18 protein-coding genes and 2 pseudogenes are annotated in these 22,095 nt (G+C 69.1%); 11 read left to right on the plus strand and 9 right to left on the minus strand.

The annotated features are described in order from the left end of the window. Positions 1-384: 384 nt before the first annotated feature. Positions 385-777, plus strand: a complete 393-nt coding sequence (locus tag ACZ6I3_RS14610) for a DUF2267 domain-containing protein (RefSeq protein WP_469414690.1) — start codon at positions 385-387, stop codon at positions 775-777. Between the two features lie 68 nt (positions 778-845). Continuing rightward, positions 846-1,241: a DUF2267 domain-containing protein gene (locus ACZ6I3_RS14615; protein WP_469415023.1), complete on the plus strand. Its 396-nt coding sequence runs from the start codon at positions 846-848 to the stop codon at positions 1,239-1,241. Positions 1,242-1,336: 95 nt separating this feature from the next. Here the strand turns inward: ACZ6I3_RS14615 and ACZ6I3_RS14620 are convergent. Then, positions 1,337-2,527: pseudogene (locus ACZ6I3_RS14620) on the minus strand (PP2C family protein-serine/threonine phosphatase); the annotation flags it as partial. Positions 2,528-2,671: 144 nt separating this feature from the next. Continuing rightward, on the minus strand, positions 2,672-3,121 hold the full coding sequence (locus ACZ6I3_RS14625; protein ID WP_469414691.1) for a DUF1931 family protein: 450 nt from the start codon (positions 3,119-3,121) through the stop codon (positions 2,672-2,674). Positions 3,122-3,696: 575 nt separating this feature from the next. Here ACZ6I3_RS14625 and ACZ6I3_RS14630 point away from each other — a divergent pair. The 6 genes and pseudogenes from ACZ6I3_RS14630 to ACZ6I3_RS14655 all read left to right on the plus strand — a co-directional run bounded on the left by ACZ6I3_RS14630 (position 3,697) and on the right by ACZ6I3_RS14655 (position 10,651). Further along, on the plus strand, positions 3,697-4,818 hold the full coding sequence (locus ACZ6I3_RS14630; RefSeq protein WP_469414693.1) for a hypothetical protein: 1,122 nt from the start codon (positions 3,697-3,699) through the stop codon (positions 4,816-4,818). A gap of 319 nt (positions 4,819-5,137) precedes the next feature. Further along, positions 5,138-6,313, plus strand: coding sequence for a glutathione-independent formaldehyde dehydrogenase (locus ACZ6I3_RS14635; RefSeq protein ID WP_469414695.1), 1,176 nt, complete (start codon positions 5,138-5,140; stop codon positions 6,311-6,313). 330 nt (positions 6,314-6,643) lie between these two features. Continuing rightward, positions 6,644-8,866 carry an FUSC family protein gene (locus tag ACZ6I3_RS14640; protein WP_469414696.1) on the plus strand — a complete coding sequence of 741 codons (2,223 nt, stop codon included), beginning with the start codon at positions 6,644-6,646 and terminating at the stop codon, positions 8,864-8,866. A 64-nt stretch (positions 8,867-8,930) separates the two neighbouring features. Next, the gene (locus ACZ6I3_RS14645) at positions 8,931-10,088 is read left to right on the plus strand and encodes an acetate/propionate family kinase (protein ID WP_469414698.1); all 1,158 of its coding nucleotides are present in this window, start codon (positions 8,931-8,933) and stop codon (positions 10,086-10,088) included. 65 nt (positions 10,089-10,153) lie between these two features. Next, positions 10,154-10,374 (plus strand): annotated as a pseudogene (locus ACZ6I3_RS14650) (DNA-binding protein); the annotation flags it as partial. 124 nt (positions 10,375-10,498) lie between these two features. Continuing rightward, on the plus strand, positions 10,499-10,651 hold the full coding sequence (locus tag ACZ6I3_RS14655) for a hypothetical protein (protein WP_469415025.1): 153 nt from the start codon (positions 10,499-10,501) through the stop codon (positions 10,649-10,651). 400 nt (positions 10,652-11,051) lie between these two features. Here the strand turns inward: ACZ6I3_RS14655 and ACZ6I3_RS14660 are convergent, their stop codons facing one another. Then, positions 11,052-12,788, minus strand: a complete 1,737-nt coding sequence (locus tag ACZ6I3_RS14660; RefSeq protein WP_469414699.1) for a cellulase family glycosylhydrolase — start codon at positions 12,786-12,788, stop codon at positions 11,052-11,054. A gap of 200 nt (positions 12,789-12,988) precedes the next feature. Between ACZ6I3_RS14660 and ACZ6I3_RS14665 the strand changes: the two genes are divergently transcribed. Then, positions 12,989-14,035, plus strand: coding sequence for a LacI family DNA-binding transcriptional regulator (locus tag ACZ6I3_RS14665; RefSeq protein WP_469414701.1), 1,047 nt, complete (start codon positions 12,989-12,991; stop codon positions 14,033-14,035). Positions 14,036-14,050: 15 nt separating this feature from the next. Then, positions 14,051-15,562 carry a glycoside hydrolase family 43 protein gene (locus ACZ6I3_RS14670; protein ID WP_469414704.1) on the plus strand — a complete coding sequence of 504 codons (1,512 nt, stop codon included), beginning with the start codon at positions 14,051-14,053 and terminating at the stop codon, positions 15,560-15,562. Between the two features lie 44 nt (positions 15,563-15,606). Here ACZ6I3_RS14670 and ACZ6I3_RS14675 read toward each other — a convergent pair whose 3' ends face one another. The 6 genes from ACZ6I3_RS14675 to ACZ6I3_RS14700 all read right to left on the minus strand — a co-directional run bounded on the left by ACZ6I3_RS14675 (position 15,607) and on the right by ACZ6I3_RS14700 (position 20,765). Beyond that, a complete protein-coding gene (locus ACZ6I3_RS14675) occupies positions 15,607-16,017 on the minus strand; it encodes a nuclear transport factor 2 family protein (RefSeq protein WP_469414705.1) in 411 nt (136 codons plus the stop codon). A gap of 12 nt (positions 16,018-16,029) precedes the next feature. Continuing rightward, on the minus strand, positions 16,030-16,821 hold the full coding sequence (locus ACZ6I3_RS14680) for an SDR family oxidoreductase (protein WP_469414706.1): 792 nt from the start codon (positions 16,819-16,821) through the stop codon (positions 16,030-16,032). 45 nt (positions 16,822-16,866) lie between these two features. After that, positions 16,867-17,706 (minus strand): SDR family oxidoreductase, encoded by an 840-nt coding sequence (locus ACZ6I3_RS14685; protein ID WP_469414707.1) that lies wholly within the window; start codon positions 17,704-17,706, stop codon positions 16,867-16,869. Between the two features lie 63 nt (positions 17,707-17,769). Continuing rightward, entirely contained in the window at positions 17,770-18,654 is an 885-nt protein-coding gene (locus ACZ6I3_RS14690) for an aldo/keto reductase (protein ID WP_469414708.1), read from the minus strand. Positions 18,655-18,682: 28 nt separating this feature from the next. After that, positions 18,683-19,717 (minus strand): zinc-binding dehydrogenase, encoded by a 1,035-nt coding sequence (locus ACZ6I3_RS14695; RefSeq protein ID WP_469414709.1) that lies wholly within the window; start codon positions 19,715-19,717, stop codon positions 18,683-18,685. A 79-nt stretch (positions 19,718-19,796) separates the two neighbouring features. Further along, positions 19,797-20,765, minus strand: coding sequence for an aldo/keto reductase (locus ACZ6I3_RS14700; RefSeq protein ID WP_469414710.1), 969 nt, complete (start codon positions 20,763-20,765; stop codon positions 19,797-19,799). Positions 20,766-21,142: 377 nt separating this feature from the next. Between ACZ6I3_RS14700 and ACZ6I3_RS14705 the strand changes: the two genes are divergently transcribed. Further along, entirely contained in the window at positions 21,143-22,060 is a 918-nt protein-coding gene (locus tag ACZ6I3_RS14705) for a helix-turn-helix transcriptional regulator (protein WP_469414712.1), read from the plus strand. Positions 22,061-22,095 lie beyond the last annotated feature (35 nt).

A 22,095-nucleotide genomic window follows, 5' to 3' on the forward strand; every position in this document is an offset into this window, starting at 1 on the left:
GCCGCTACCGCCCGGGCGCCGGACCGGGCAGCACCCTGTACTCGCCGGGGATGGCCGGCACCGCGGGCACGGCAAGCCGTACGTCCGCTATGGCCGAGCAACACCTCGACGACGAGGTCGAACACATCACCGACGCGCTCCAAGAGTCCGGCCCGACGAGCGGCGACCGACCCCGAACAGGCCCTGGGCGGCCGTTCCTGGGGTCCCGGACGCTTCCTCAGTGCCCTGCGTAAGTCCGAGCGGGAGTGTCCAGGGCCAGGAGCCTTGCCAACGGCAGCTATGCGCCGACGGGCGGACGCGGCCGACGCTACAGCGCACCGGGCGACCCCCACGACCAGCGGTAACCCCCATGACCGGCGGTGACCGGCGCAGAAGGAGGCAGCGATGAAATACGACGGATTCCTCGCCCATGTACGCGAGCGAGGCGAATATAAGGACCAGAGCGAAGCCGCGAACGTCACCAATGCCGTGCTGGAGGTGCTGGCCCAACGGATCAGCCCGGGAGAGGTCAAGGACCTCGCATCCCAACTGCCTGGCCCGCTGAAAGAGGTTCTGGACCATGCCACGCCGCAGCAGGCGCAGAGCTTCGGGATCGAAGAGTTCTACCGCCGGATCGCCGAGCGCACGGGTGCCCGGCCGCGTACGGCGCAGTGGGACGGCAGCGCGGTCCTGACCACCGTTGCCGACGCTGTCACCGGCGGAGAACTGAATCAGATCATCAGCCAACTCCCCTCCAGTTACGCGGTCCTGTTCGGCAAGGCCGACCTCGCGGACTGAGCCCGTGAGGCGCCCGAAACGAAAGGCCCACGAAAATGGTCGATACAGGTTTCTCCTCGTTCGACACCATGGTGGACAAGGCCAATCGGCTCCTCAGAGACGTCGAGGAGGCTTTCGAGTGGCCCAAAGAACGGCGTAAGCAGTCGTACGCGGCACTGCGGGCCGTGCTGCACCCGCTTCGGGATCGTCTCCCGGTCGAGACGGCCGTACAGTTCGGAGCTCAACTGCCGACGCTCGTCAGAGGCGTCTACTACGACGGCTGGAGGCCTGCCGACACGCCCGTAAGGATGAGCAACGAGGAGTTCTTCGCACGGGTCCGGAGCGCATTCCCCTACGCGGTCGAAGGCGGCGACGAAAAACTGGTGCGCACCGTATTGAAAACTCTGGAGCGCCATGTGAGCGCCGGCGAATGGCAGCACCTCAAATCCCGGGTGCCGAAGTCGTTTGCCGCGCTCCTGCCGTGACCTCGGTGGAGGAGGTCATGAGTGCGGTCCAAGCGCCGGGCAGGCTGACGGCGGCCGTTTTCCGGCGTCACGGCTGCGCCTTCTGGCTCTTGCCACGGATCAGGGGGCTGCCACTCGAACATCAAGATCGTGGCGTCGTCGCTGAGTTCGTTGTGCTGATGCTCGAGGATGGCATGGATGAGCAGGCGCAGCACTTCTGGGGCGCTCTGCCCTGCTGCGGTCGACCGGATGATGTAGTCGGTGAAGCGCTCCAGGCCGAACTCTTCGCCTGCCTCGTCGCGTGATTCCACGACGCCGTCTGAGTAGAGCAGTATGCGGTCACCGGGTTCGAGGCTGACGTCGTGCACCTGACGGGCGGTCCCGGCGAGACTTGCGGGCAGACCCAAAGGAGGCTCAGGTGACCGCTCCAATGCCTTGTGGAGCAGGCGGTGACGACGGATGAGCAACGGGGGCGGGTGGCCGCAGTTGCACCAGCGCAGTACACCGGTGGGCATGTGCAACTGGGTGAAGACACCCGTGCAGAACTGCTCCGGAAGCCACTTCGCGAGCGCCTCGTCCATGGTGCTCGCGAGGTCGTTCAGGTCTGCCCCGCTGCGCCGGGCGTTACGGCAGCCTGCCATGGCGACGGAGGTGGCAAGTCCGGACGCCAGATCGTGTCCCATGCCGTCGAGAACTGCGGCGTGCAGGACGTCTTTGGTGAACGCATGGTCGAAAGCGTCGCCGCCCAGTTCGTACGCAGGCTCCAGAACCGCCGTCGACACGACGCGCCCGGTGCCGATCGACCGGGGAGGGAGAAAAGCTCTCACCATCTCCGTGGGCAGGTGCATCGACCTGGTACGCATGCGCTGCGCGATGGTGTCGCTGTAGGTGCGTTTGGACGTGATGATCAGTGCGAGGAGCAGCGCCGCTGTTCGGCAGCGCCGTAGCTTGAGCCCGTCCAAGGTGCTCATGTTCAGCTCCACGACGCCCAGCCGCTCCGCTCCGTCCGCCAGGGGCAGCCACACATTCAGCCCTCCGGAGGGGGTTTCTTCCATTCGGAGGGAGTCGGTGCGGTAGGCCCATCCAGCCAGCGAAGTGTCGAGTTCCAGTTGCGGCTCGCCTTCAGCAAACGGCACCAGCAGTCTTTGCTGGATGTCGACCAGATAGATAACGGCCCTGCCCAAGCCCATGGCCTCGGCATACCGGTTCAGGACCAAGGGCAGTTCCGCAGGTGATGCCAGTTGGGCTGCTCTGACCAGTTCCTCCAGGAGCCGCTCACCGGACCCGACGGACACGTTCCTGTCCATGCCTTCGATGATCCCTTCGAGGACGGGCCGTCACGATCTGAGCTCTCCGACTCTCGCGCTGGAGCACGTCGTTGTGGCAGCCGAGGAAGCAGAAACACGCTGACACTGTTCGGCCGTGACTGCACCGCCTGTTCCAGTCGCCGTTCAGAGCAGGAGGTCGAAGACGGCTCGAGCCTCGTCCCAGTGCTGGGTCTGGGGGTTTTTCAGGTCGGGGTGGAGGATCTTGAAGCTCTGAGCGAGGGCCAGGCTGAGTCCGCCGATGATGTCAGGGTAGGCAGCCTCGGTCTCATCATCGGGCGTGCGGTCCAGAGCGGGATGGGTGGCGAGCTGTTCCAGGATCGGCTTGAGTTCTACATCCTGGTCGATCTTCCGGAAGTGGTGAATGCTCTCCTGCAGGCCTTTCGTGATCGGTAGGTCACAGGTCCGGATGATGTCGCGCCCGTTGGCCTTGGCAGTGGCCTGGGCGACGGTCAGCAGATCGTAGAGCTTGGCGTCGACGAAGTCGCTGTAGCGCTTGAGATCGTTCTTGTCGACGTTCAGCCCTGCGGCCGCGCGAAAGAACCTCTCGAATCTGGCGATGGACATCACGGTCATGACGGCAACCTCCGGCTGCGGGAGCCGGCCGGCTCCCGGCCCCTGGGCTTCCCAGCCAGCCTGGCCGACGGGAGCGCGCGAACGCATGCGTATGTCGGGCCCAATTGGCCTCCCTGATTTGCCCTGCCAGGCCCATGCGTCCGACTGCTGGGGCGTTGGCTTGGCGTGCGGACCGACGGTAGGGCCGGAGAGCGCTCGGAAGAGGCCGGTGAGCAGCAGCCCGGACCGGTTGACACGGCCTTTCCCGCCCACCAGCCGTCCCGACGCCGGGGAGGACGTAGCGCTGTGTCTCGCAGGCGTTGTGGAATTCCCGTTAGCAGGGCTTTGCGGACTCCGGCTCCCGGGCGGCCATCGGATCGGGATGGCCGGTGGCGCGGCGTGCGGTGCGTGCCGGGATGATGCCGGAGCGGGCCCTCGCGGTGGCGGACGCGCTTGTGGACCGATGGTGGGAGCAGGCCGTGTGACCGCATGCACTTGCAGGCGGAGGCCGGCGTGTGAACGTGGCGTGGACGTTACCGCGGCGGCGTCCGTGGGCACTCGGGACCGGCGGGGCAGCCGACGAGGAGGGTCCGGTCATGCAGCTGTCGTCTCAGGGCGTTACGGTCGTGGCTCTCCTGGCGGATCCGGACGCGCCGACGGAGATCGCGCAGCGCATGGCCCGGACACTTCCCGGTCGGCTCACCGACAAATCGGGCCACGAACGACGGTTCGACGTCGAGGTGGTCAGTGAGCCCTTCACCTCGGGGACGGAGGACCCGCCCGCCTTGATGCGCAGGATCAAGGACCGCGGGAGTGCGGAGAACTGGGACATCGTCGTGGCCCTCACCGACCTTCCGCTGCACTCCCACGGGCGCAAGCTCGCTGTGCATCTGAATCACGAACACGGCTTGGCGCTTCTCTCTCTTCCTTCGCTGGGGGGCCTGCGGCTGCAGACGAGGGCCCGGCGGGCCGTCGAAGAAGCCGTGCTCGGCATGGCGAGTCCGCAGCCCGATGGCGCTGAAGGAACTTCGCGAAGTCAGCCGCTTCCGGGGCCCTCCGTCAATCGTCTCGCCCCTTTTCATCCGGGCCGGACCGACGAGAAGGAGACCGACGATCTTCGGTACGTCGTCAGCGGGCCGCGCGGTTACCTGCGGGTCCTCGCCGGTATGGTCCGCGCCAACCGGCCGTGGCGGTTGGTGCCGGGCTTGTCGAAAGCCCTGGCGGCCGCACTCGCCACGGGAGCAGTCGCCACCGTGAACTCCACCGTCTGGACCCTGGCCGCGTCCCTCAGCACCCCACGCCTCGTGATCGCCACGGTCGGATCCGTCGCGATCATGATCGGCTGGCTGATCATCGACGCCGAGCTGTGGCATCGAGCAACAGAGAGCTCGCCGGAGGCGAGGCAGAGAGCGCGGCTGTACAACGCCTCGACGGTCGTGACCGTGGGTATCGGCGTGCTCGTCTGCTACGTGGGGTTGATGGTCATCAACTTGGTGTGGGCGCTGTTCATCCTCAACGGCCAAGCTTTCACCGCCGTGACACGAACTCCACTGCACGCTGGGGAGTACTTGACGCTGTCCTGGTTCGTCGCTTCGGTCGCCACCGTGGGTGGCGCTCTGGGATCAGGCTTGGAGAGCGACGATGCGATCCGGGCAGCCGCCTACTCCAAGCGCGAACAGGAACGTCGCCACAGGCTCCAGGACGGCGACAACGACTAGCCGGGGCCCGCGTCGGATACGGCGGTGGTCGGTGGCCGTCCGGAAGGGAAGATTTCGCTGATCGGTGCCCGCGTGCTCGTTTCGCGTCGAGGCCGTCGGGGACCCGGACGGCACGCCGCCGGGACGCCGGCGCTCCGCGTCGCAAGCCGCCGGCGGCGCCGTTGCACCTGATCCGGGTGAACGACCCGCAGAGGCATGCCGGAGCCACGGACCGCGTCCCACCAACCCCCACGCGTTCAACTCCCGGGAGTGAGGCTCTTCGCGCCGTCTCCATCACCGCCATGGTGCGGTCATGCCGCGACATCAAGGGATCGCAATCATGAAAGCAGCGGTATACGAAGGCCCGCGTACGGTCGCGGTGAAGGACATACCGGACGCGAAGATCGAGCACCCCTGCGACATCATCGTCAAGATCACCGCCACCAACATCTGCGGTTCTGACCTGCACATGTACGAGGGCCGCACCTCGTTCGAGTCCGGCCGCACGCTGGGACACGAGAACATGGGCCAGGTGGTGGAAGTCGGCTCGGCCGTCCGCAAGGTCCAGGTCGGCGAGTACGTGGTACTGCCCTTCAACATCGCCTGCGGCTTCTGCAAGCAGTGCGAGCGAGGGCTGACCAACTACTGCCTGACCATGCAGCCGGAACCGGCCCTCGCCGGAGCGGCCTACGGGTTCGCCGACATGGGCCCCTACCAGGGCGGCCAGGCGGAACTGCTGCGCGTGCCCTACGGAGATTTCAACGCCTTGCGCCTGGGCGAGGACGCCGCCGAGCGACAGACCGACTATGTGATGCTCGCCGACATCTTCCCCACCGGCTATCACGCCACCGAGATGGCCAACGTCAAGCCAGGCGACCAGACGATCGTCTTCGGGGCCGGTCCCGTCGGGCTGATGGCGGCCTACTCCGCCGTGCTCAAGGGCGCCGGCCGCGTCTGGGTGGCCGATCACCAGCCCGACCGGCTGCGCAAGGCGGAGGAGATCGGGGCCATCCCGATCAACACCGCCGAGCAGGACCCAGCGGAGGTCGTCAAGGAATCCACCCTCGGTCTGGGCGCCGACAACGGCTGTGAATGCGTCGGCTACCAGGCCCACGACCACGAGGGAGACGAGGACGCCAGCCTCACGCTCAACAGCCTGATCGACTCGGTGAGGTTCACGGGCGACATCGGCGTGGTGGGCGTTTTCCTGCCCCGGGATCCCGGCGGCGAAGAGGCCCAGGGCGAGCTGGAGGCACAGGGCAAGGTGCCGATGGACTTCGGCATGATGTGGTTCAAGGGCCAGCGCATGGGGACCGGCCAGGCGCCGGTGAAGAAGTACAACCGGGCGCTGCGGGACCTGATCGCCGGTGGGAAGGCGAAGCCGAGCTTCGTTGTCTCGCACGAACTCAGCCTGGACGACGCCCCCACCGCCTATGAGCACTTCGACGCCCGTGACGAGGGCTGGACCAAGGTGGTCCTGCATCCGAACGGACACGGGAACGGCAGCAAGCGATGAGAACCCAGGGGCCGCCGCCCGTCTGTCCTCCCGGACCGTTCCGGGTGACGGGTGGCAGTCACCCGGATTCCGGCAGGGGCTGAACCAGCGGAGGTCACCGGAGTTCGCCCGACAGGACGGACTGCGGCTCCGTACGCCGGCCAGCCCGGAGGCGAAAACTGCGCCGGACATGGGTGTGAGGAAACCCTGGGACTGGTGAGGCCGCATGCTGAACCGCCGCGTATTCACCGATGCTCGATTCTCGGGCCCTGCGGGAGGCTGCCTCGCCCGGCAGCCGCAGCTCGACCAGCCCGTCGCGACCCGGCAGGGCGTTCCAACCGGGCTCACACCGTGAAGTGGCTGCGGACTTTCGCAGAGGTCGTGCGATCCGGGCTCACGATCGAGGAGGCGCGGCTGGAGCCCCTGCTCGCGCTGCGTACGGCTGCCGGAGTGGCGATCGTCATCGGGCCGGCGCTGTGGCTGGTCTCGCCTGCGTACGCCGCGTCCGCCGCCCTCGGTGCCTACTCCGCGGGTGCCGCCACCTTCCAGCGCACCTGGCGTCCGCGCAAGGTGATCGCGCTCGGCGCGGGCGCGGGTCTGGCGCTCAGCACCTTCGTGGGCTACCTGGCGGCCGGGCGACTCGTGACGTTCCTCCCGCTGCTGGCCGTATGGGCCTTCGCCGCGGGGATGGCGTGGGCCCTCGGATCGACCGCTGGGATCGTCGCAGCGACGACGGTCGGCAGCATGCTGGTGACCATCACCCTGCCCACCAGCGTCGGGCGAGCCCTGGAACACGCCGGGGTCATCGCGCTCGGAGGCGTGGCGCAGGCCGTACTGATCTTGCTGTTCCCGATTCGCCGCTGGGGGGCGCATCGTGACGCGCTGGCCGAAGCTCTGGCCGCCGTGGCTGACTACGCCCGCCGGCTGCGGCACGACCCGACCGCGCCGTTCGACCCGGAGCCGCTGATGACGGCCCGGGACGCGGCCGCCGTTACGCCATCACAGGCCCGCACCCGGCCCCCCGTCCTCCATGGCCCGCGGGGGCTCGCCGAGCGCATCCTGCCGGTCGTCGCCGCGCTCGCCGACCCGGACGTCGGCGCCCCGGTGGAGGGCCCTGGGCGGGACCGCGCACGGGAGTTGCTCGGCGCGGCCGCCGACGTCTTGGACGCGGTCGCCCGTTCGATCCGCCGCGGCACTCCCGCCGAGGTGCCGCCCGCGAGTGGGGAGGTCCTGCGCGGCGACGAGGAGGGCGAGGTGCTGGAGGGGCCCGCCCGGCAGGCCGCCGAACGGCTGGTGGAATTGCTCGCCGAGGCGTTGGAGATCGCCGGAAGCGGCGGGGCGCGCGACAAGGCGCCTGTGCCGCCCGGGCCCGCGAGCGCCCAGTTCTTGGTGCGCCCGACCATGTTCCGGCTGCTCCCGGTCGTCGTCCGGGCGGTCCGCCGGGAGCTCCGTCGGGACTCGCCCGTGTTCCGGCACGCCGTCCGCCTGGCGGCAGTGGCCACGCTCGGCTATCTGATCGCTTCCCGGCTGCCCCTGGAGCACGGCTACTGGGCGCCCATCGCCTCGGTGATGGTGATGCGGCCGGACTTCCACCGGACGTACGCGCGTGCGGTGGGCCGTCTCGCCGGGACCCTGGCGGGTGTCGCGCTTGCCACCGGGATGGTGCAGGCCCTGGGCCCGGACGCCCCTGTGTTCGGCGCACTGGCGGTGGTCTCGGCGGCCCTGTCGTACACGCTGCTCCGTACCGGCTACGCCTACTCCCAGTGCTTCACTGCCGCGTACGTCGTCTTCCTGCTCGGCATGGGCGGCCAGGCATGGGAGCAGACGGTCCCGGAGCGGGTGGTGCTCACCCTGCTCGGCGGGGCCCTGGCGATGCTGGCGTACGTGGTGTTCCCCGCATGGGAGACCCCTCGGCTGCCGGGCCGGCTGGCGGACTGGCTCGCCGCCAACGGCCGCTATGCGGCCGCAGTGCTCCGCAGCTACGCCGAACCGACCCGGGAGCATCGCGCCGACATGCGCGGGGCCTTGCTGGCGAGCAGGGAGGCACGTGCCGCCTGGCAGGCGGCCTACGACCAGGCAAGGCAGGAACCGGTCGGCCCGAGAGGTATGACGTCGCGCGAGGCGGAAGAGGCGCAGGAGGCGCTCATGGGACTTGACCGGGCGGCGATGCTCATGGAGAGCCATATCCCGCGGGCCGACAGTCGTTTCACCCCCGAGGCGGAGCGGTTCGCCGAGGCCTTGGAGGCAGACACCGCGCGGGCGGCAGTCGATGTGCGTGAGCACAGGAATCCGGACTGGGGGCGCGTGGAGGAGGCGCTCCACGCGTGGGAGGGCGCCGCCGGGGACCGGAGCACGGTGCTACGGCGCGGGGCAGAGCTGCAGAAGCGGGCCCTGGAGGACCTCGCGGCAGCAGTGAGCCGCACACCCCTGGAACGGGACGTCAGCTCAGCTCGCGAGGAGCAACGGGTGCGGGCGGCCGTGGCTGGGGAAGGTGACGACGTGGCCGGAACGTCGGCACCGCCTGGAGGACAGCGGCTGGGACATCGGCGTCTTCCTAACCCAGGCCGACCATGAGGGCAGAGCGCACTCCGTGGCGGGCGCACCGTGCCGGAGGACGCAGGTGCACTGGAGGTGTGTGATGAGAGCTGACCGCTCCCACGAGAGCCGTGATGGTCACGTGCTGGTCCTCGATGCCGGCTCTTCGAGCCTCCACATCGCTCTGTTCGCGGCGGATGGTGAACGGGTGGCGGATCGAGACGCCTCGGAGCCTCCGGGGCCTGCTGCGGCGGCGGAACTGCGGAGCTTCCTCAGCGAGGTGCCCGCTCCTGCGGCGGTTGGTCACCGCATCGTCCACAGCGGTCCGCACCTGACTGGACATACGCTGATCGACACACCCGTACGGGCTCTGCTGGCGGACGTCGCCGATCTCGCGCCGCTGCACGTGACCCCTGCCCTGCATGTGGTCGATGCCGCACGAGAACTCCTGCCCGACGTTCCTCATGTCGCCTGCTTCGACACTGTCTTTCACAAGGATCTGCCGGCACAGGCGCGCACGTACGCCGTGCCGGAGCGATGGCGAGCCGAATACGGGCTGCGCCGGTACGGCTTCCACGGGCTTTCCTACTCGTGGGCACTGCAAAGGACGGCGCAGGCGTTGGGCCGACCCGTCGACAACCTCCAGGGCGTGCTCGTGCACATGGGCGGCGGCTGCTCGGCCTGCGCCGTCCGGAACGGACACAGCGTGGACACCACCATGGGCCTCACTCCGCTGGAAGGCCTGGTGATGAGCCGGCGCAGCGGCAGCCTCGACCCCGGCGCGCTGCTGTGGCTGCAGCGGCGGCACGGTCTGAGCACGGACGAATTGGATGACACACTCCACCGGCATTCCGGTTTGCTCGGCCTCTCCGGTACCTCAGGAGACACCCGGGACCTGGTGCGCGCCCGCGCGGAGGGTGATGCCGCGGCCGCGTTGGCGCTGGCGACGTTCACACTCAGCTGCCGCAGGGGCATCGCCTCGATGGCCGCCTCGCTGGACCGGCTGGACGCGCTGGTCTTCACCGGCGAGATCGGCGAGGACCAACCCGAGGTTCGCGAGGAGATCTGCTCGGCCCTGACTGTTCTCGGTGTACGAGGCGGGCTACTCGTCCCCGAACTGGAGGATTTGATGCGTGAAGGCCTCCGCCGCATCGATCAGGCGGTGAGAAGCGTCCCGGTCCTCGTGGTCGCAACCGGCGAGATACAGCAGATCGCCGCCGAGACCCGACGGGTGCTCGGCGTTGCTGACCGGGCACGGTAGCCGTCACCAGTTGGACAAGTTTGTTGTCATGTCTGGTGCGTGGCCAGTCGTGTGGTTACCAGATAACGGACGTCGCCTTCGAGGACGACCACCTGGACGAGGCCCGGAGCCAGGGGTGAAGCGTGCTCGCCGTGGGCCCCGCGAGCGTCGTCACGAACCCCACGCCATGAGGGCGCTCGCCTGTCGCGCACACACCACGCCATGGGCGGGCGGTGAACGCGAGATGTGGGTGTCGATCCGCCCCACCACCCTCACCGGCCGCCGCATCACCACGGCCGACCGATAAGCGGCCACCGGCTCCGGAGGGCGGCGCCGCCCAACGTGCCGCCGACTCGCGAGGGGAAGCCTTATAGCTCGCCGAGCCCGAGAGCGCCGACCTTCTCGTCACTGGCAGCCAAGGCCTAAGTGGCCTGGGCGGACTAGTGTTCGGGTCGGTTGCCATGGACACCGTGGATCATTCGAAGCATCCTGTCGGCCTGGTACGGACGGGTGAGACGGAGCATCTGCCAGCAGCCGAGGCGAAGTCCCCTCGGTCCGCACGCCCTTCCGCGATGTGGCGGTAGCCGTCAACGTCGACGAACCGCCCGACGCGGGCCTGCGCTTCGCCTTCCACGCCGCCGAGTTGCGCCGGGCACAGCTGCGCGCGGTACACACCTGGCGGGTACCGTTCTCCCACGGCTTGGCCGACGCCGAGGCGCGTGCCCGGTGCACGGCGGAGGAGAGCGCGAGCTGGCTGCCGCGGCAGAGGGGGGAGTCGGCAGTACGGCCACGCTGCCGAGTACCGCGAGCACGACAAAGCCTCTGAGGAGGCCGAACGCGAGGGGTCGCCTAGGGAACATGGCCTCTCCGGTCTGTTGAATCGTTTCAATCCAGGGCGTCGCCGGGACGTTAGTCGTGTGACGTGCGACACGTCAATACGGGTGGGCCGGGAGATCTCCTCCTTGACAGTGCGGGCCCGGGCGGTCAGGCGGTTGTGCCGGTCACCCTGTCTCCCGCCTTGGTGACGTGGTAGGTCACCTTGGCGCCGCTCCAGAAGTGGAAGGTGAGTGTCACTCGGGAGCCGTCCTTCAGTGACTCGAAGAACTTGGAGGTCAGCTTGATGGAATCGCCGGTGTACGCCTGGTACGCGACGTCCCACTCCTGGAAGGGGGTCCAGTTCGCCGGGCCTGCGTTGCTTCCGTCGTCGTACCTGGCTTCCATCGTCGCCAGCATGTCGCCCTGGAACCGGGTCGGGACGGTCAGACCGCTGCTGCTTCCGGAAGCGTCGGACAGGACCGGGGTGTCGGACGTGATCACGTCGATCCGCCACGGGACGCCGCGGGAGAACCTGGCGTGCAGTGTCGCGTTGACGCCGTGGGCGCGGTCGCCGGCCAACTCGGTGAGCGCTGCGGCCGTCAGGGTGAGCCGGCTGCCGGAGACGGTGTAGTCCCGGCCTTTGACCAGATTGCGGTTGCCGTGTCTCAGGCCCTGGAAGTCGGTGCCGTTGGGATTGAGAGTCAGCGTCTGGCCTGTGATGGCGCCTGTCCTCGGAAGGAACAGCAGATCGCTGGAAGCGGTTCCGGAGCGGGTGGTCCAGCTCGACTTGATCTGGGCGAACAACTCCGGGTCGCGCCATTGCAGGGTGTTGCGGTTCAGGAACTGACCGGCATCCCAGAGCATGGTGGTGAGCCTGCGCTCGCGCGCGTAGTTCCCGAGGAACTCGAAGTACTTGCGGACCTCGCCCCGTTCGATGATGCCCGGACGGTTGTGGTCATAGCTGAGCAGGGCGTACTCGCCGATGATGACCGGGATGTCATGCGCGACGAAGGTGTTGTACGCGCGGTCGAAGGTGCCGGTGAGATCCTGCTCGGAGGTGGCGTCGAACCGGGTTGCCCCGGCGATGTTCACGCTGAACGGCCACCACCCGTAGAAGTGGATGGTCGTGGCCACCATGGGATCGCGCAGGGCGGTGAGTTCGGCCGCGAGCGCGTCGAGCCGCCCTTGGTCGGCGTTCGTGTACAGGGTGGGCAGGACGAGGAGCCGGTCGGTGTTGCGCCCGCCCGACTCGCGAACGGTCCGGTGGAAGACGCTGTTGAGCTCACCCAGCAGCCGGTAGTTCTGGTCGTCGCCGGACGTGCCGTTGAACGCCGGTTCGTTGATGCTCTCGAAGACCAGCCTCGAGCGCTCGTCGCGGAACTCCGCCGCGATCTGCCTCCAGGTGGCGGAATACCGGGCGAGGACGGCATCGTGTTCCGTGGTGAGGTTGTTGACCCACTGAAACGAGTCGTGATGCATGTTGATCATCACGTAGAGGTCCTCGTCCAGCGCCAGGTCGACGACCTCTCGCACTTTCGCCATCCAGGCCGGATCAATCGTGTAGCCCGGGGCGGAACCCTGGTGGACGCCCCAGGTGACGGGCAGCCGGATGCTCTTGAAGCCCTGCGACTTGACCTTGCGGAACAGTTCCCTGGTCACGGGCGGGTTGCCCCAGGAGGTCTCATCCGGGAAGGCGTCGTAGGTGTTGCCCAGGTTCCAGCCGGGCTGCATGGCCGCCACAGCGGCACGGGCGGTGGACGAGGCGGGCGGCGGGGGATCGGCGGCCTGCGCCGTGGCGGGCACCAGCGTGATCAGCGTGAGGGTCAGCAGCGATGCCGCCAGTCTCCTCAGAGACAGTGACGGCAGGTGGCGTCGGCGTAAGAAGCTTGCCTGTCTCCTCGACATCACGTCACCTTCCAAGTGGGGGAAAAGCCAGTGAACTTGGAGACTTTCGTGCTGTACGGCGGAGAAATTAACATGAGGATGTGAGAGAGGCCACAGGTGTGACAGTCGGGGGTGCGAGAATGGGCGACACCACGCACCCGCCGTCCAACCGGCTCTCGCTTGAGGCCGGGTGGACGGTTCGATGATCAGGAAGGGCTGCCTTGGCGGATCACGCAGCTGACGGGCCGGCGGAGCAGGATCGCAGGCAGGGTGACCCGTCGAGGCCGGTCACCATCGCGTACATCGCCGAGTCGGCCGGGGTGTCGGTCCCGACCGTGTCCAAGGTGATCAACGGCAAGTCGGGCGTCTCCGCCGACACCCGTGCCCGGGTCGAGGAACTCGTCAACAGGTACGGGTACCGCAGGCCCGCTGGAGCCAACCGGAACAACGTCGTGGAGCTGGTGTTCCGAGAGCTCAAGGAGATGTGGGCCGTAGAGGTCATCCGTGGTGTGGAGCAGGTGGCCCGACAGCATGGCGTCGGTCTCATGGTGTCCCGCTTCGGCCTGCACGACGCCGCGCCGACCTGGGACGATACCGTCTCTCGACGACCCAACTGCGTCCTGTCCGTGGCGCAGCTCTCCGATGCCGAGCGGGAGCAGCTGACAGCCAAGGGGATCCCGTTCGTCGTTTTCGACCCGACGGTGGAACTGCCGGACGACGTACCGTTCGTGGGGGCCACGAACTGGTCCGGGGGCCGGGCCGCGACCCGCCACCTCACCGATCTCGGGCACCGCCGGATCGCCATGATCAGTGGCCCGCGGGACGTGCTGTGCTGCTGTGCCAGGGTCGATGGATACCGCTCCGCGATGCGGGCTGCCGGGCTGTCGGTCGATCCGGAGCTGGTCGTACACGCGGAACTCACCCGTGAGGACGGCTGCGTGGCGGCACGTTCCCTGTTGGCCCTGCCCGAACCGCCCACGGCGGTCTTCGCCGCCAACGACCTGCAGGCACTGGGCGTGTATCAGGCGGCGCGCGAGGCCGGCCTGCGCATCCCCGACGACCTGAGCGTCGTGGGCTTCGACGATCTTCCGGTAGTGGCCTGGGTGGACCCGCCGCTGACCACCGTCCATCAGCCGCTCACCCAAATGGCGGTGGCCGCAACCGAGTTGGCCCTGACCCTCGGTCGGGGTGAGGAGGCCCCCCAGATCGGGCTGGAGCTTGCGACCACCCTGACAGTGCGGGCCAGCACGGCTCCGCTGAAGAACTGAGAGGACTCGCTCAGGATGTCCAGCACGCCCGGGACGGGCACCGCCGTGACCAACCCCGTGATTCCCGGCTTCCACCCGGATCCGAGCATCTGCAGGGTGGGCGCGGACTACTACCTCGCCTGCTCCAGCTTCGAATACTTTCCCGGCGTGCCCGTCTTCCACAGCCGTGACCTGGTGCACTGGACCCAGATCGGCAACGCGCTGGACCGGCCGAGCCAACTGCGCCTGCCACCCGACACCCCCTCATCGGGAGGCATCTACGCGCCCACACTGCGACATCGTGACGGCCGGTTCTGGCTGATCGTCACGAACGTGAGCGGTGAAGGCAATCTGCTCTTCACCGCGACCGACCCGGCCGGGCCCTGGTCCGACCCGATCCGGCTGCCCGGCGTCCACGGCATCGACCCTGATCTCGCCTGGGACGACGCAGGTGACTGCTGGTGCACCACCGCCGGAATCGGGCAGGTCCGCATCGATCCCCACACCGGGGAGGCGTTCGGACCGCGGCGCCGGCTCTGGTCCGGCACCCCGGGTGCCAAGGCCCCGGAAGCGCCGCACCTGTACCGCATCGGCGACTACTGGTACCTCCTCATCGCCGAAGGCGGCACCGAGCGCTCCCATGCCGTATCGATCGCCCGTGGCCGTGCCCCCGACGGCCCCTTCGAGCCGTGCCCGGACAACCCGATCCTGACGCACCGAGGCACGGACCGTGCCATCCAGAACACCGGCCACGCCGATCTCGTGCAGGGGCCCGACGGCTCCTGGTGGATGGTGCTGCTCGGTGTGCGACCCGGCGGCGGCACCCCCGGCTGGCACGTACTCGGTCGCGAGACGTTCCTGGTTCCCGTGGAGTGGGTCGACGGATGGCCGGTGATCGCTGAGGTGTCGCCGGTGATGCCGGCGCCTCCTTGGCCGCTCCGACCTGGGACCGCGCCTCCGGTGCGGGACGACTTCGACCTCAGCGAGCTGGCCGTGTGCTGGATTTCGCCGCGTCGCCGCCCTCAGGAGGACTGCTCCACGAAGGAGAGGCCGGGCTGGCTGACCCTGCATGCCCGAGGGGAGTCGCTCGACGATGCCGACGCGACGTTCGTCGGACGCAGACAGCAACACTTGTCCTGCCGGGTGCGGACCTTGATCGATGCGTCGGAAGGCGAAGGCGGCCTGGCCATCCGCCTCGACGAGCGGCACCACTACGAGATCGGAGTGTCGTCCCGTGAGGTACGGGTCCAGGCCCGAATCGGCCCGTCGAGCACGACAGTGGCCTCTCGGCCCGCAGGCCCCGAGCCCGTGATCCTCCGGATCCAGGTGGACGCGGTGAACGTCGTCAGCGATGCACGCACAGGCCCCGACAGCATCTCGATGGGTATCGAGGAACCTGACGGCACCTTCGTCGAACTCGCTTCGCTCGACGGCCGGTACCTGTCGACGGAAGTGGCCGGCGGCTTCACCGGCCGAGTCCTGGGAGTGTTCGCGTCGACCGGTTCCGTCCATTTCGACTGGTTCGACTACGAACCGCTGGAGCAGTGACGGGACCTCCGTCGGCGTCCCCCTCCGCCTCCGGGGCGTCTCGGTCACCACGTCGTGGCGACAGTGCGGTACGGAGCCCATACGTCACCACGGCGGGCGTAGTCGGTGGCCAGTCGCAGCCGCCAGTCAGCCCGGGTGCCGTACACCGTGGCATCGGTGACGGTCCGGATGACGAGCAGGGCCGTGTCGCCGTCCACGTCGAGGGTCGTGTCCCTCTCCTCGATCATGTGGTAGACGAACCGGCCGTCGCGCATCTGGGACAGCCACTCGGCCTTCGGCTGCACGTATCCGGTCATGTGGGTGAGGGTGAAACCGTCGTCCAGCAAGTCGTCGAGCGCCTCGGTGTCGCCCTCTCCCATCGCCTCCAGGTAGGCGCGGTGAGCATCGAGGATCTCCTCGCGGGGGCTGGGGCCCGGTGTCGGCGGCACGTGGGCTCCGGTCGTCGGGGGAGACATGCGTGCGCACCGTCAGGTGCGGTCGAGTGCCCGGACGGCTTCGAGGTCGTCGCGCACTCGTTGCGGTTCCCGGTCGAGCGGCATGTTGGCCTCGTCGCGGGCCGCGTCCAGCGCCCCGGGCGGGTCCTGGTCCAGTGCGGCGAACAGCGGGCCCAGATCGCTCGGGGCGGCGCCGTGCTCCGCGACCAGTTCGAAGGTCCGGCCGGCAGCCTCCGGAGTCGTGAGGGCCTGGACCAGCACCTGGGCGATCTGGGCGCGGGCGATGACGCCGTCGGCGGGGCTGCTGGAGCGCCTCCTGTCGCCCTGGAGGAAGACCAGGCGGTGCTCGTCGGGGCGGTTCATGTCGAACCAACCCGGCCGCACGATCGTGTAAGGCAGCCCACTGGCGCGGACGAGGCGCTCCGAGCGGCGCTTCCAGTCGAGCAGGTGGTCGTACGCGCTGCCGCGGCCGGTGACGCCGATGGACGTCATCAGAGCGACGCGAGGTGTCTGCCCGTCCAGTGCCGCCAGTACGTTGCGGACTCCGGCGTAGTCGACCGTCTCGGGTGAGGACTGGGCACCGCCGAAGGATCCGAGGGTCAGCACGATGGCGTCGGCACCGGCCACGGCCTTGTGGAGCGATTCGGGCCGGGTGACGTCCGCGACGACCGGTTCGGCCTCGTCGGGGAGTTGCCGTCTGGCCTTGGCGGCATCGCGGACCAGGGCGCGGGTGGTGTGCCCGTTCGCGATCGACTCGGCCACGACGAGCCGTCCGATGCTGCCTGTCGCGCCGACCACCAGGACGGTCATGGGTGTGCGTGTCATCGATTCCTCCATTTGTCGTGCGGCGTGTGTCCGGTTGGAGCCCGGTCAGGTGACGGTCAGTTCCCCGGCGCGCAGGGCCGCGGTGACTCCCCCGTCCATCAGCAGGTCGGCGCCCGTGATGAAGCCGGCCTGGCGGCCGAGCAGGAACGCGGCCGCGTCGGCGACCTCGTCGGGAGTGCCGAAGCGGCCCGCCGCCGACACCTCGCGCACCTGCTCGAACCACTCCCGGCGCGGCCCGGACAGCTCGTCCCGGGCCAGGGGCGTGATGATGACACCCGGGCTGAGGGCGTTGACGCGGCCACCGCGCTTGCCCCACGCCGTGGCAGCGCTCTGCACCCGCAGCGAGTTGGCGCGCTTGGACAGCGCGTAGGCGTGGACGGTGGAGCCCACCGAGTCGAGCTGGAGGAAGGGGAGTTCGAGCAGCTGCGAGGTCTCGGTGGTGGCCAGCGCGTGCTCGATCTCCGGGGCGTAGGGGCTCTCCCGGTGACCCGCCATGCTGGCGATCACCACGCCGGCGCCGCCGGGGGCGATGACGCGGGCGAAGGCGTCCAGGACCAGCGCGGTCCCCACGAGGTCGACGCGCAGGATCCGCTCGATGCTCGCCTGGGTGGGTGAAACGCCGGCGGTGTGTACCACCTGAGTCACCGGTCCCAGCTCCGCTGCCGCGTCGGCCAGCGACTCGACGGCGTCCCGGTCGGAGACGTCGGTGATCCGGGTCGTCACCTCGTACCCCTCGCCGTGCAGCCGTTCGGCGGCGGCAGCGGCCGCTTGTCCGCTGTGGTCGGCGAGCAGCACGGTGCGGCCGGCGCCGATGTGGCGGGCGATCGCGAGGCCGATGCTGCCGGAACCGATGACGACGACTACTTCGTTCGGGTTGTGGTTCATTGCTCCCACTCGTGTATCCGCGAATCTGCGACTGTCGGGGGACGCTGAAGCACCCCCGGTTGTTCAGCGGCGGCCGAACGAGTCCAGTCGGACGGTCTCCGGATCGGGCCCGCTGCGCAGTCCGGTGTCGAGGGCGTCGACGGTGGCGACCTCGCCGGCTGTCAGGGAGAAGTCGAAGACGTCGAAGTTCTCCTCGATGCGGTGGGGCTTGACGGACTTGGGGATCGCGCACAGCCCGTGCTCGATGTGCCAGCGCAGGACGATCTGGGCGGGCGTCTTGCCGTACTTCGCGGCGAGTTCGGTGACGGCCGGCTCCTCCAGCGCACTCCTGCCGCCGTTCGGGGCCTGCGGCCAGTAGCGGGTGATGCCGCCGATCGGGGACCAGGACTGGGTGATGATGCCCAACTCGTCGTGCACGTCGCGCAGTTCGCGCTGGATGAAGTAGGGGTGCAGTTCGACCTGGTTGACCGCCGGGACGACGTCGGTGCGGTCCAGCAGGGCACGCAGTTGCCCGGGGGTGTGGTTGGAGACGCCGATCGCCCGGACCCGGCCGTCGGCCAGCAGCTTCTCGGCGGCCTTGTAGGCACCCACCCACTCCTCGGTGTCGAGGGCGGCCGGCTGGTGCAGCAGATACAGGTCGAGCTGGTCGAGGCCGAGGTTCGCGACGCTGGTGTCGAAGGCGCGCAGGGCGGAGTCGTAGCCGTAGTCGCTCAGCCACAGCTTGGTGGTGACGAAGAGGTCGCCGCGGTCGAGACCGGAGCGGCGGATGCCCTCGCCGACTTCCTTCTCGTTGCGGTAGGCGGCCGCGGTGTCGATGAGGCGGTAGCCGTCGCGCAGGGCGGTCTCCACCGCCGGGACGGTCTCCTCGGGGGTGCTCTGGTAGACGCCCAGGCCGAGGGCGGGCATCTCGACGCCGTTGTTGAGCTTCAGCAAGGGGGTGGCGCTCATGTGGGTTCCTCGGGTGTGCGGGGGTGGGTCAGGGCTGGATGAGGACCTTCAGCGCGGTGCGGTCGGCCATGGCGCGATAGCCGTCCGGGATGCCGTCCGTGCCGACGGTGTGGTTGAAGACCCGGCCCGGTTCGAGCGTGCCGTCGAGGATGTCGGGGAGGAGTTCCTCGATGTAGGCGCGGGCGGGGGCGGCTCCGCCGGTGACGGTGATGTTGCCCATCATCGCGTCGAAACCCAGCGGGACGGAGGCGTACTGGGCGACACCGAGGCGACTGACGACCCCACCGTGACGGACGATCCCGAGCGCCGTGTCCATGGTCTGCTCGGCACCGACGGCCTCGACGACCGCGTGGGTGCCGTCGCCGCCGGTCAGTTCCCGCACGCGCTCGACGCCCTCCTCACCGCGTTCGGCGACGACGTCGGTGGCACCGAACTCGCGGCCGAGGTCGGTACGGTCCTGGTGCCGGCCCATGAGGATGATCTGCTCCGCCCCGAGCCGCTTCGCCGCCATGACCGCGCACAGGCCGACCGCGCCGTCACCGATGACCGTGACGGACTTGCCGGGGCTGACCCGCGAGGTGACCACGCCGTGGTGGCCGGTGCAGTACACGTCGGACAGGGTGAGCAGGGAGGGCAGCAGCGCGGAGTCCTCGGCGACGGGCAGCTTGACCAGCGTGCCGTCGGCCTGCGGGACGCGGACCGCCTCGCCCTGGCCGCCGTCGACGCCGTCCGGGCCCCACTGCCCGCCGTTGCGGCAGGAGGTGTGCAGGCCCTCGCGGCAGAAGTCGCAGGTGTTGTCCGACCAGACGAAGGGGGCGACCACCAGGTCGCCGCGCTCGAGTCCCGCCACCTCTGAGCCGACGTCCTCGACCACGCCGAGGAACTCGTGGCCCATGCGCCTGCCCTGGTCCGAGGCCTCCATCTGGGCGTACGGCCACAGATCGCTGCCGCAGACGCAGGAGCGGACGACGCGGACCACGGCGTCGGTCGAGTTCTGGATCCTGGGGTCGGGGACGTTCTCCACGCGGACGTCACCGGCGCCGTACATCACGGCTGCGCGCATGAGATCTCTCCTTTTCCACTGGCGAGTTGGGGGCGAGACGGTGTGTCGACGGCACTTCAGCAGCCGTCGTTCCGAGAGTTCAGAAGTAGCGACCGCCCTGCGGGGCGGGGAGTGCGTCCAGCTCGGCGAGGTCGGCCGGGGTCAGCACGACGTCAGCCGCACCGGCGTTGTCGAGCAGATACTTCGGGGTCTTGGTGCCGGGAATGGGCACGACGTGCTCGCCCTGTGCCATCACCCAGGCCAGCGCGATCTGTGCCGGGGTGGCCCCCGTCCGCCCGGCGAGCTGCTTCACCTTCTCGGCGATGGCGAGGTTCTGCCGCAGCGCGTCCTGCTGGAAGCGGGCCAGGCCACGACGGAAGTCGTCCTGGGGCAGATCGTCGAAGGACGAGAACCGGCCCGTCAGGAAGCCCTTGCCGAGCGGTGAGTACGGCACGAAGGCGATGCCCTGCTCCTTGCAGTACGGCAGGACCTCCTCCGACCAGTCCCGGGTCCACAGCGACAGCTCCGACTGGACCGCTGTGATCGGGTGGACGGAGTGCGCGCGCTTGATCTGCTCGACCGTGACCTCCGACAGGCCGATGTGCCGGGCCTTGCCCGCCGTCACCGCTTCGGCCAGGGCGCCGACGCTCTCCTCGATGGGCACCTCCGGGTCGACGCGGTGCAGGTAGTACAGGTCGACGTGGTCGGTGCCGAGGCGTGCCAGGCTCTCGTCGATCGAGCGGCGGATGTGATCGGGGCTGCCGTTCGGCGTCGCACGGGGCGAGCCGGCCGAGCCCTGGTGGACCATGCCGACCTTGGTGGCCAGTACCGCACGCTCGCGACGGCCGCCGGCCAGGGCGCGGCCGACCAGTTCCTCGTTGGTATGGGGCCCGTATACGTCCGCGGTGTCGAGGAACGTCATCCCCGCGTCGAGTGCCTGGTGGATCACGGCGAGGGAGGTGTCCTCGTCCCGCCGGGTGCTCATGTCGTAGCCGTACGACATGCCCATGCAGCCCAGGCCGACGACTCCGACCTCCGGTCCCTTGCTGCCGAGCGTGGTGGTGCGCATACGTGTGTCTCCGGGTGTTCAGGGTTCAGCGGGTGCTGCTGTGCGGCAGGGCGTACTCCGCCTCGCTCACCTTCTCCAGTCAGGTCGTCTCGGGGCTCCCGTGATCTCCATGCGGTGCTCCTTGTGCCGTCGCCCGGTCGATGGCCCGGCCCCTCCGACGATGTCCCTGATCGAAGTGCTTCCGCTCGGTGCGGTGGGCCGTCCGGTGCGGTGGGCGGGACGCGGGTCGTGGGGGGAACGATCTTCAGCTGCTCCCAGCCTGATGGCCCGCCGCCTCAGGTGGCAGGCCGCGCTGTGCCGGGGAGTGACGTTCCGGGGTGTGACAGGGCCCCCCAGAGCCCTCCCGCACAGGTCAGGGCGCCCGCAGACTGAACGGTATGAAGAGTGAGCAACAGAGCGGCACCGAGCTGGGACGCTTCCTGCGTGCCCGCCGGGCCCGGGTGACGCCCGAGGACGTCGGCTTGGCAGCCGGCTCCGGGGTGCGTCGCACACCCGGGCTGCGCCGCGAGGAACTGGCCACCCTGGCCGGTATCAGCATCGACTACTACACCCGTCTGGAGCGGGGCAAGGAGACCCGCCCCAGCCCGGCCGTAGTGGATGCGCTGGCCAACGCGCTCAAGCTGGGGGAGGAGGAACACGAGCACCTGCGCAGCCTCGCGACCCTCGCCGCACGCTCGGCGCCGGAACCGCCGGCCGCGCCCAGCCGCACCGTACGGCCCGGCGTGAAGCTCCTGCTGGAGAACCTGCGCCCCCTCCCGGCCTACGTCGTCAGCCGCAGCAACGACATCCTCGCCGCCAACCCCGCAGGTCTACGGCTCCTGGCCGGCATCGAGGAATGGCCGGCCAGACAGCGCAACATCGCCCGCTACGTCTTCCTGCACCCCGCCGCCCGTGACCTGTTCGGCGAGGACTGGACCGTCCAGGTCCGCGGCTGCGTCGCGCGCCTGCGCGCCCTGGCCGGTACCGACCCGGACGCCCCCGACCTGACCCAGCTCGTCGGCGAACTGCTCCTGAAGAGCCCGGACTTCACGCGCATGTGGGAGCGGTACGACGTCAGGGCTCGCGCGCAGGGCCGCAAGACCTTCCACCACCCCGAGGTCGGTGAACTCGTCCTCGGATATCAGTCCCTGCTCCTGGAAGGCACCCCGGGCCACCGGATGGTCGCCTACCATGCCGAGCCCGCCACCCCCGAGCACGATGCCGTGGCACTGCTGGACATGCTCGGCCAGGAGCCCTCCACCGCCGCCGCGCGGCACGACGGTTCGGCGGATGCTCCGTCCGCGCCGTCGGCCTGATGATCCACTGACGCCCGTACAGGAACGACGCACAG

It is taken from the genome of Streptomyces sp. NPDC041940, assembly GCF_055589465.1.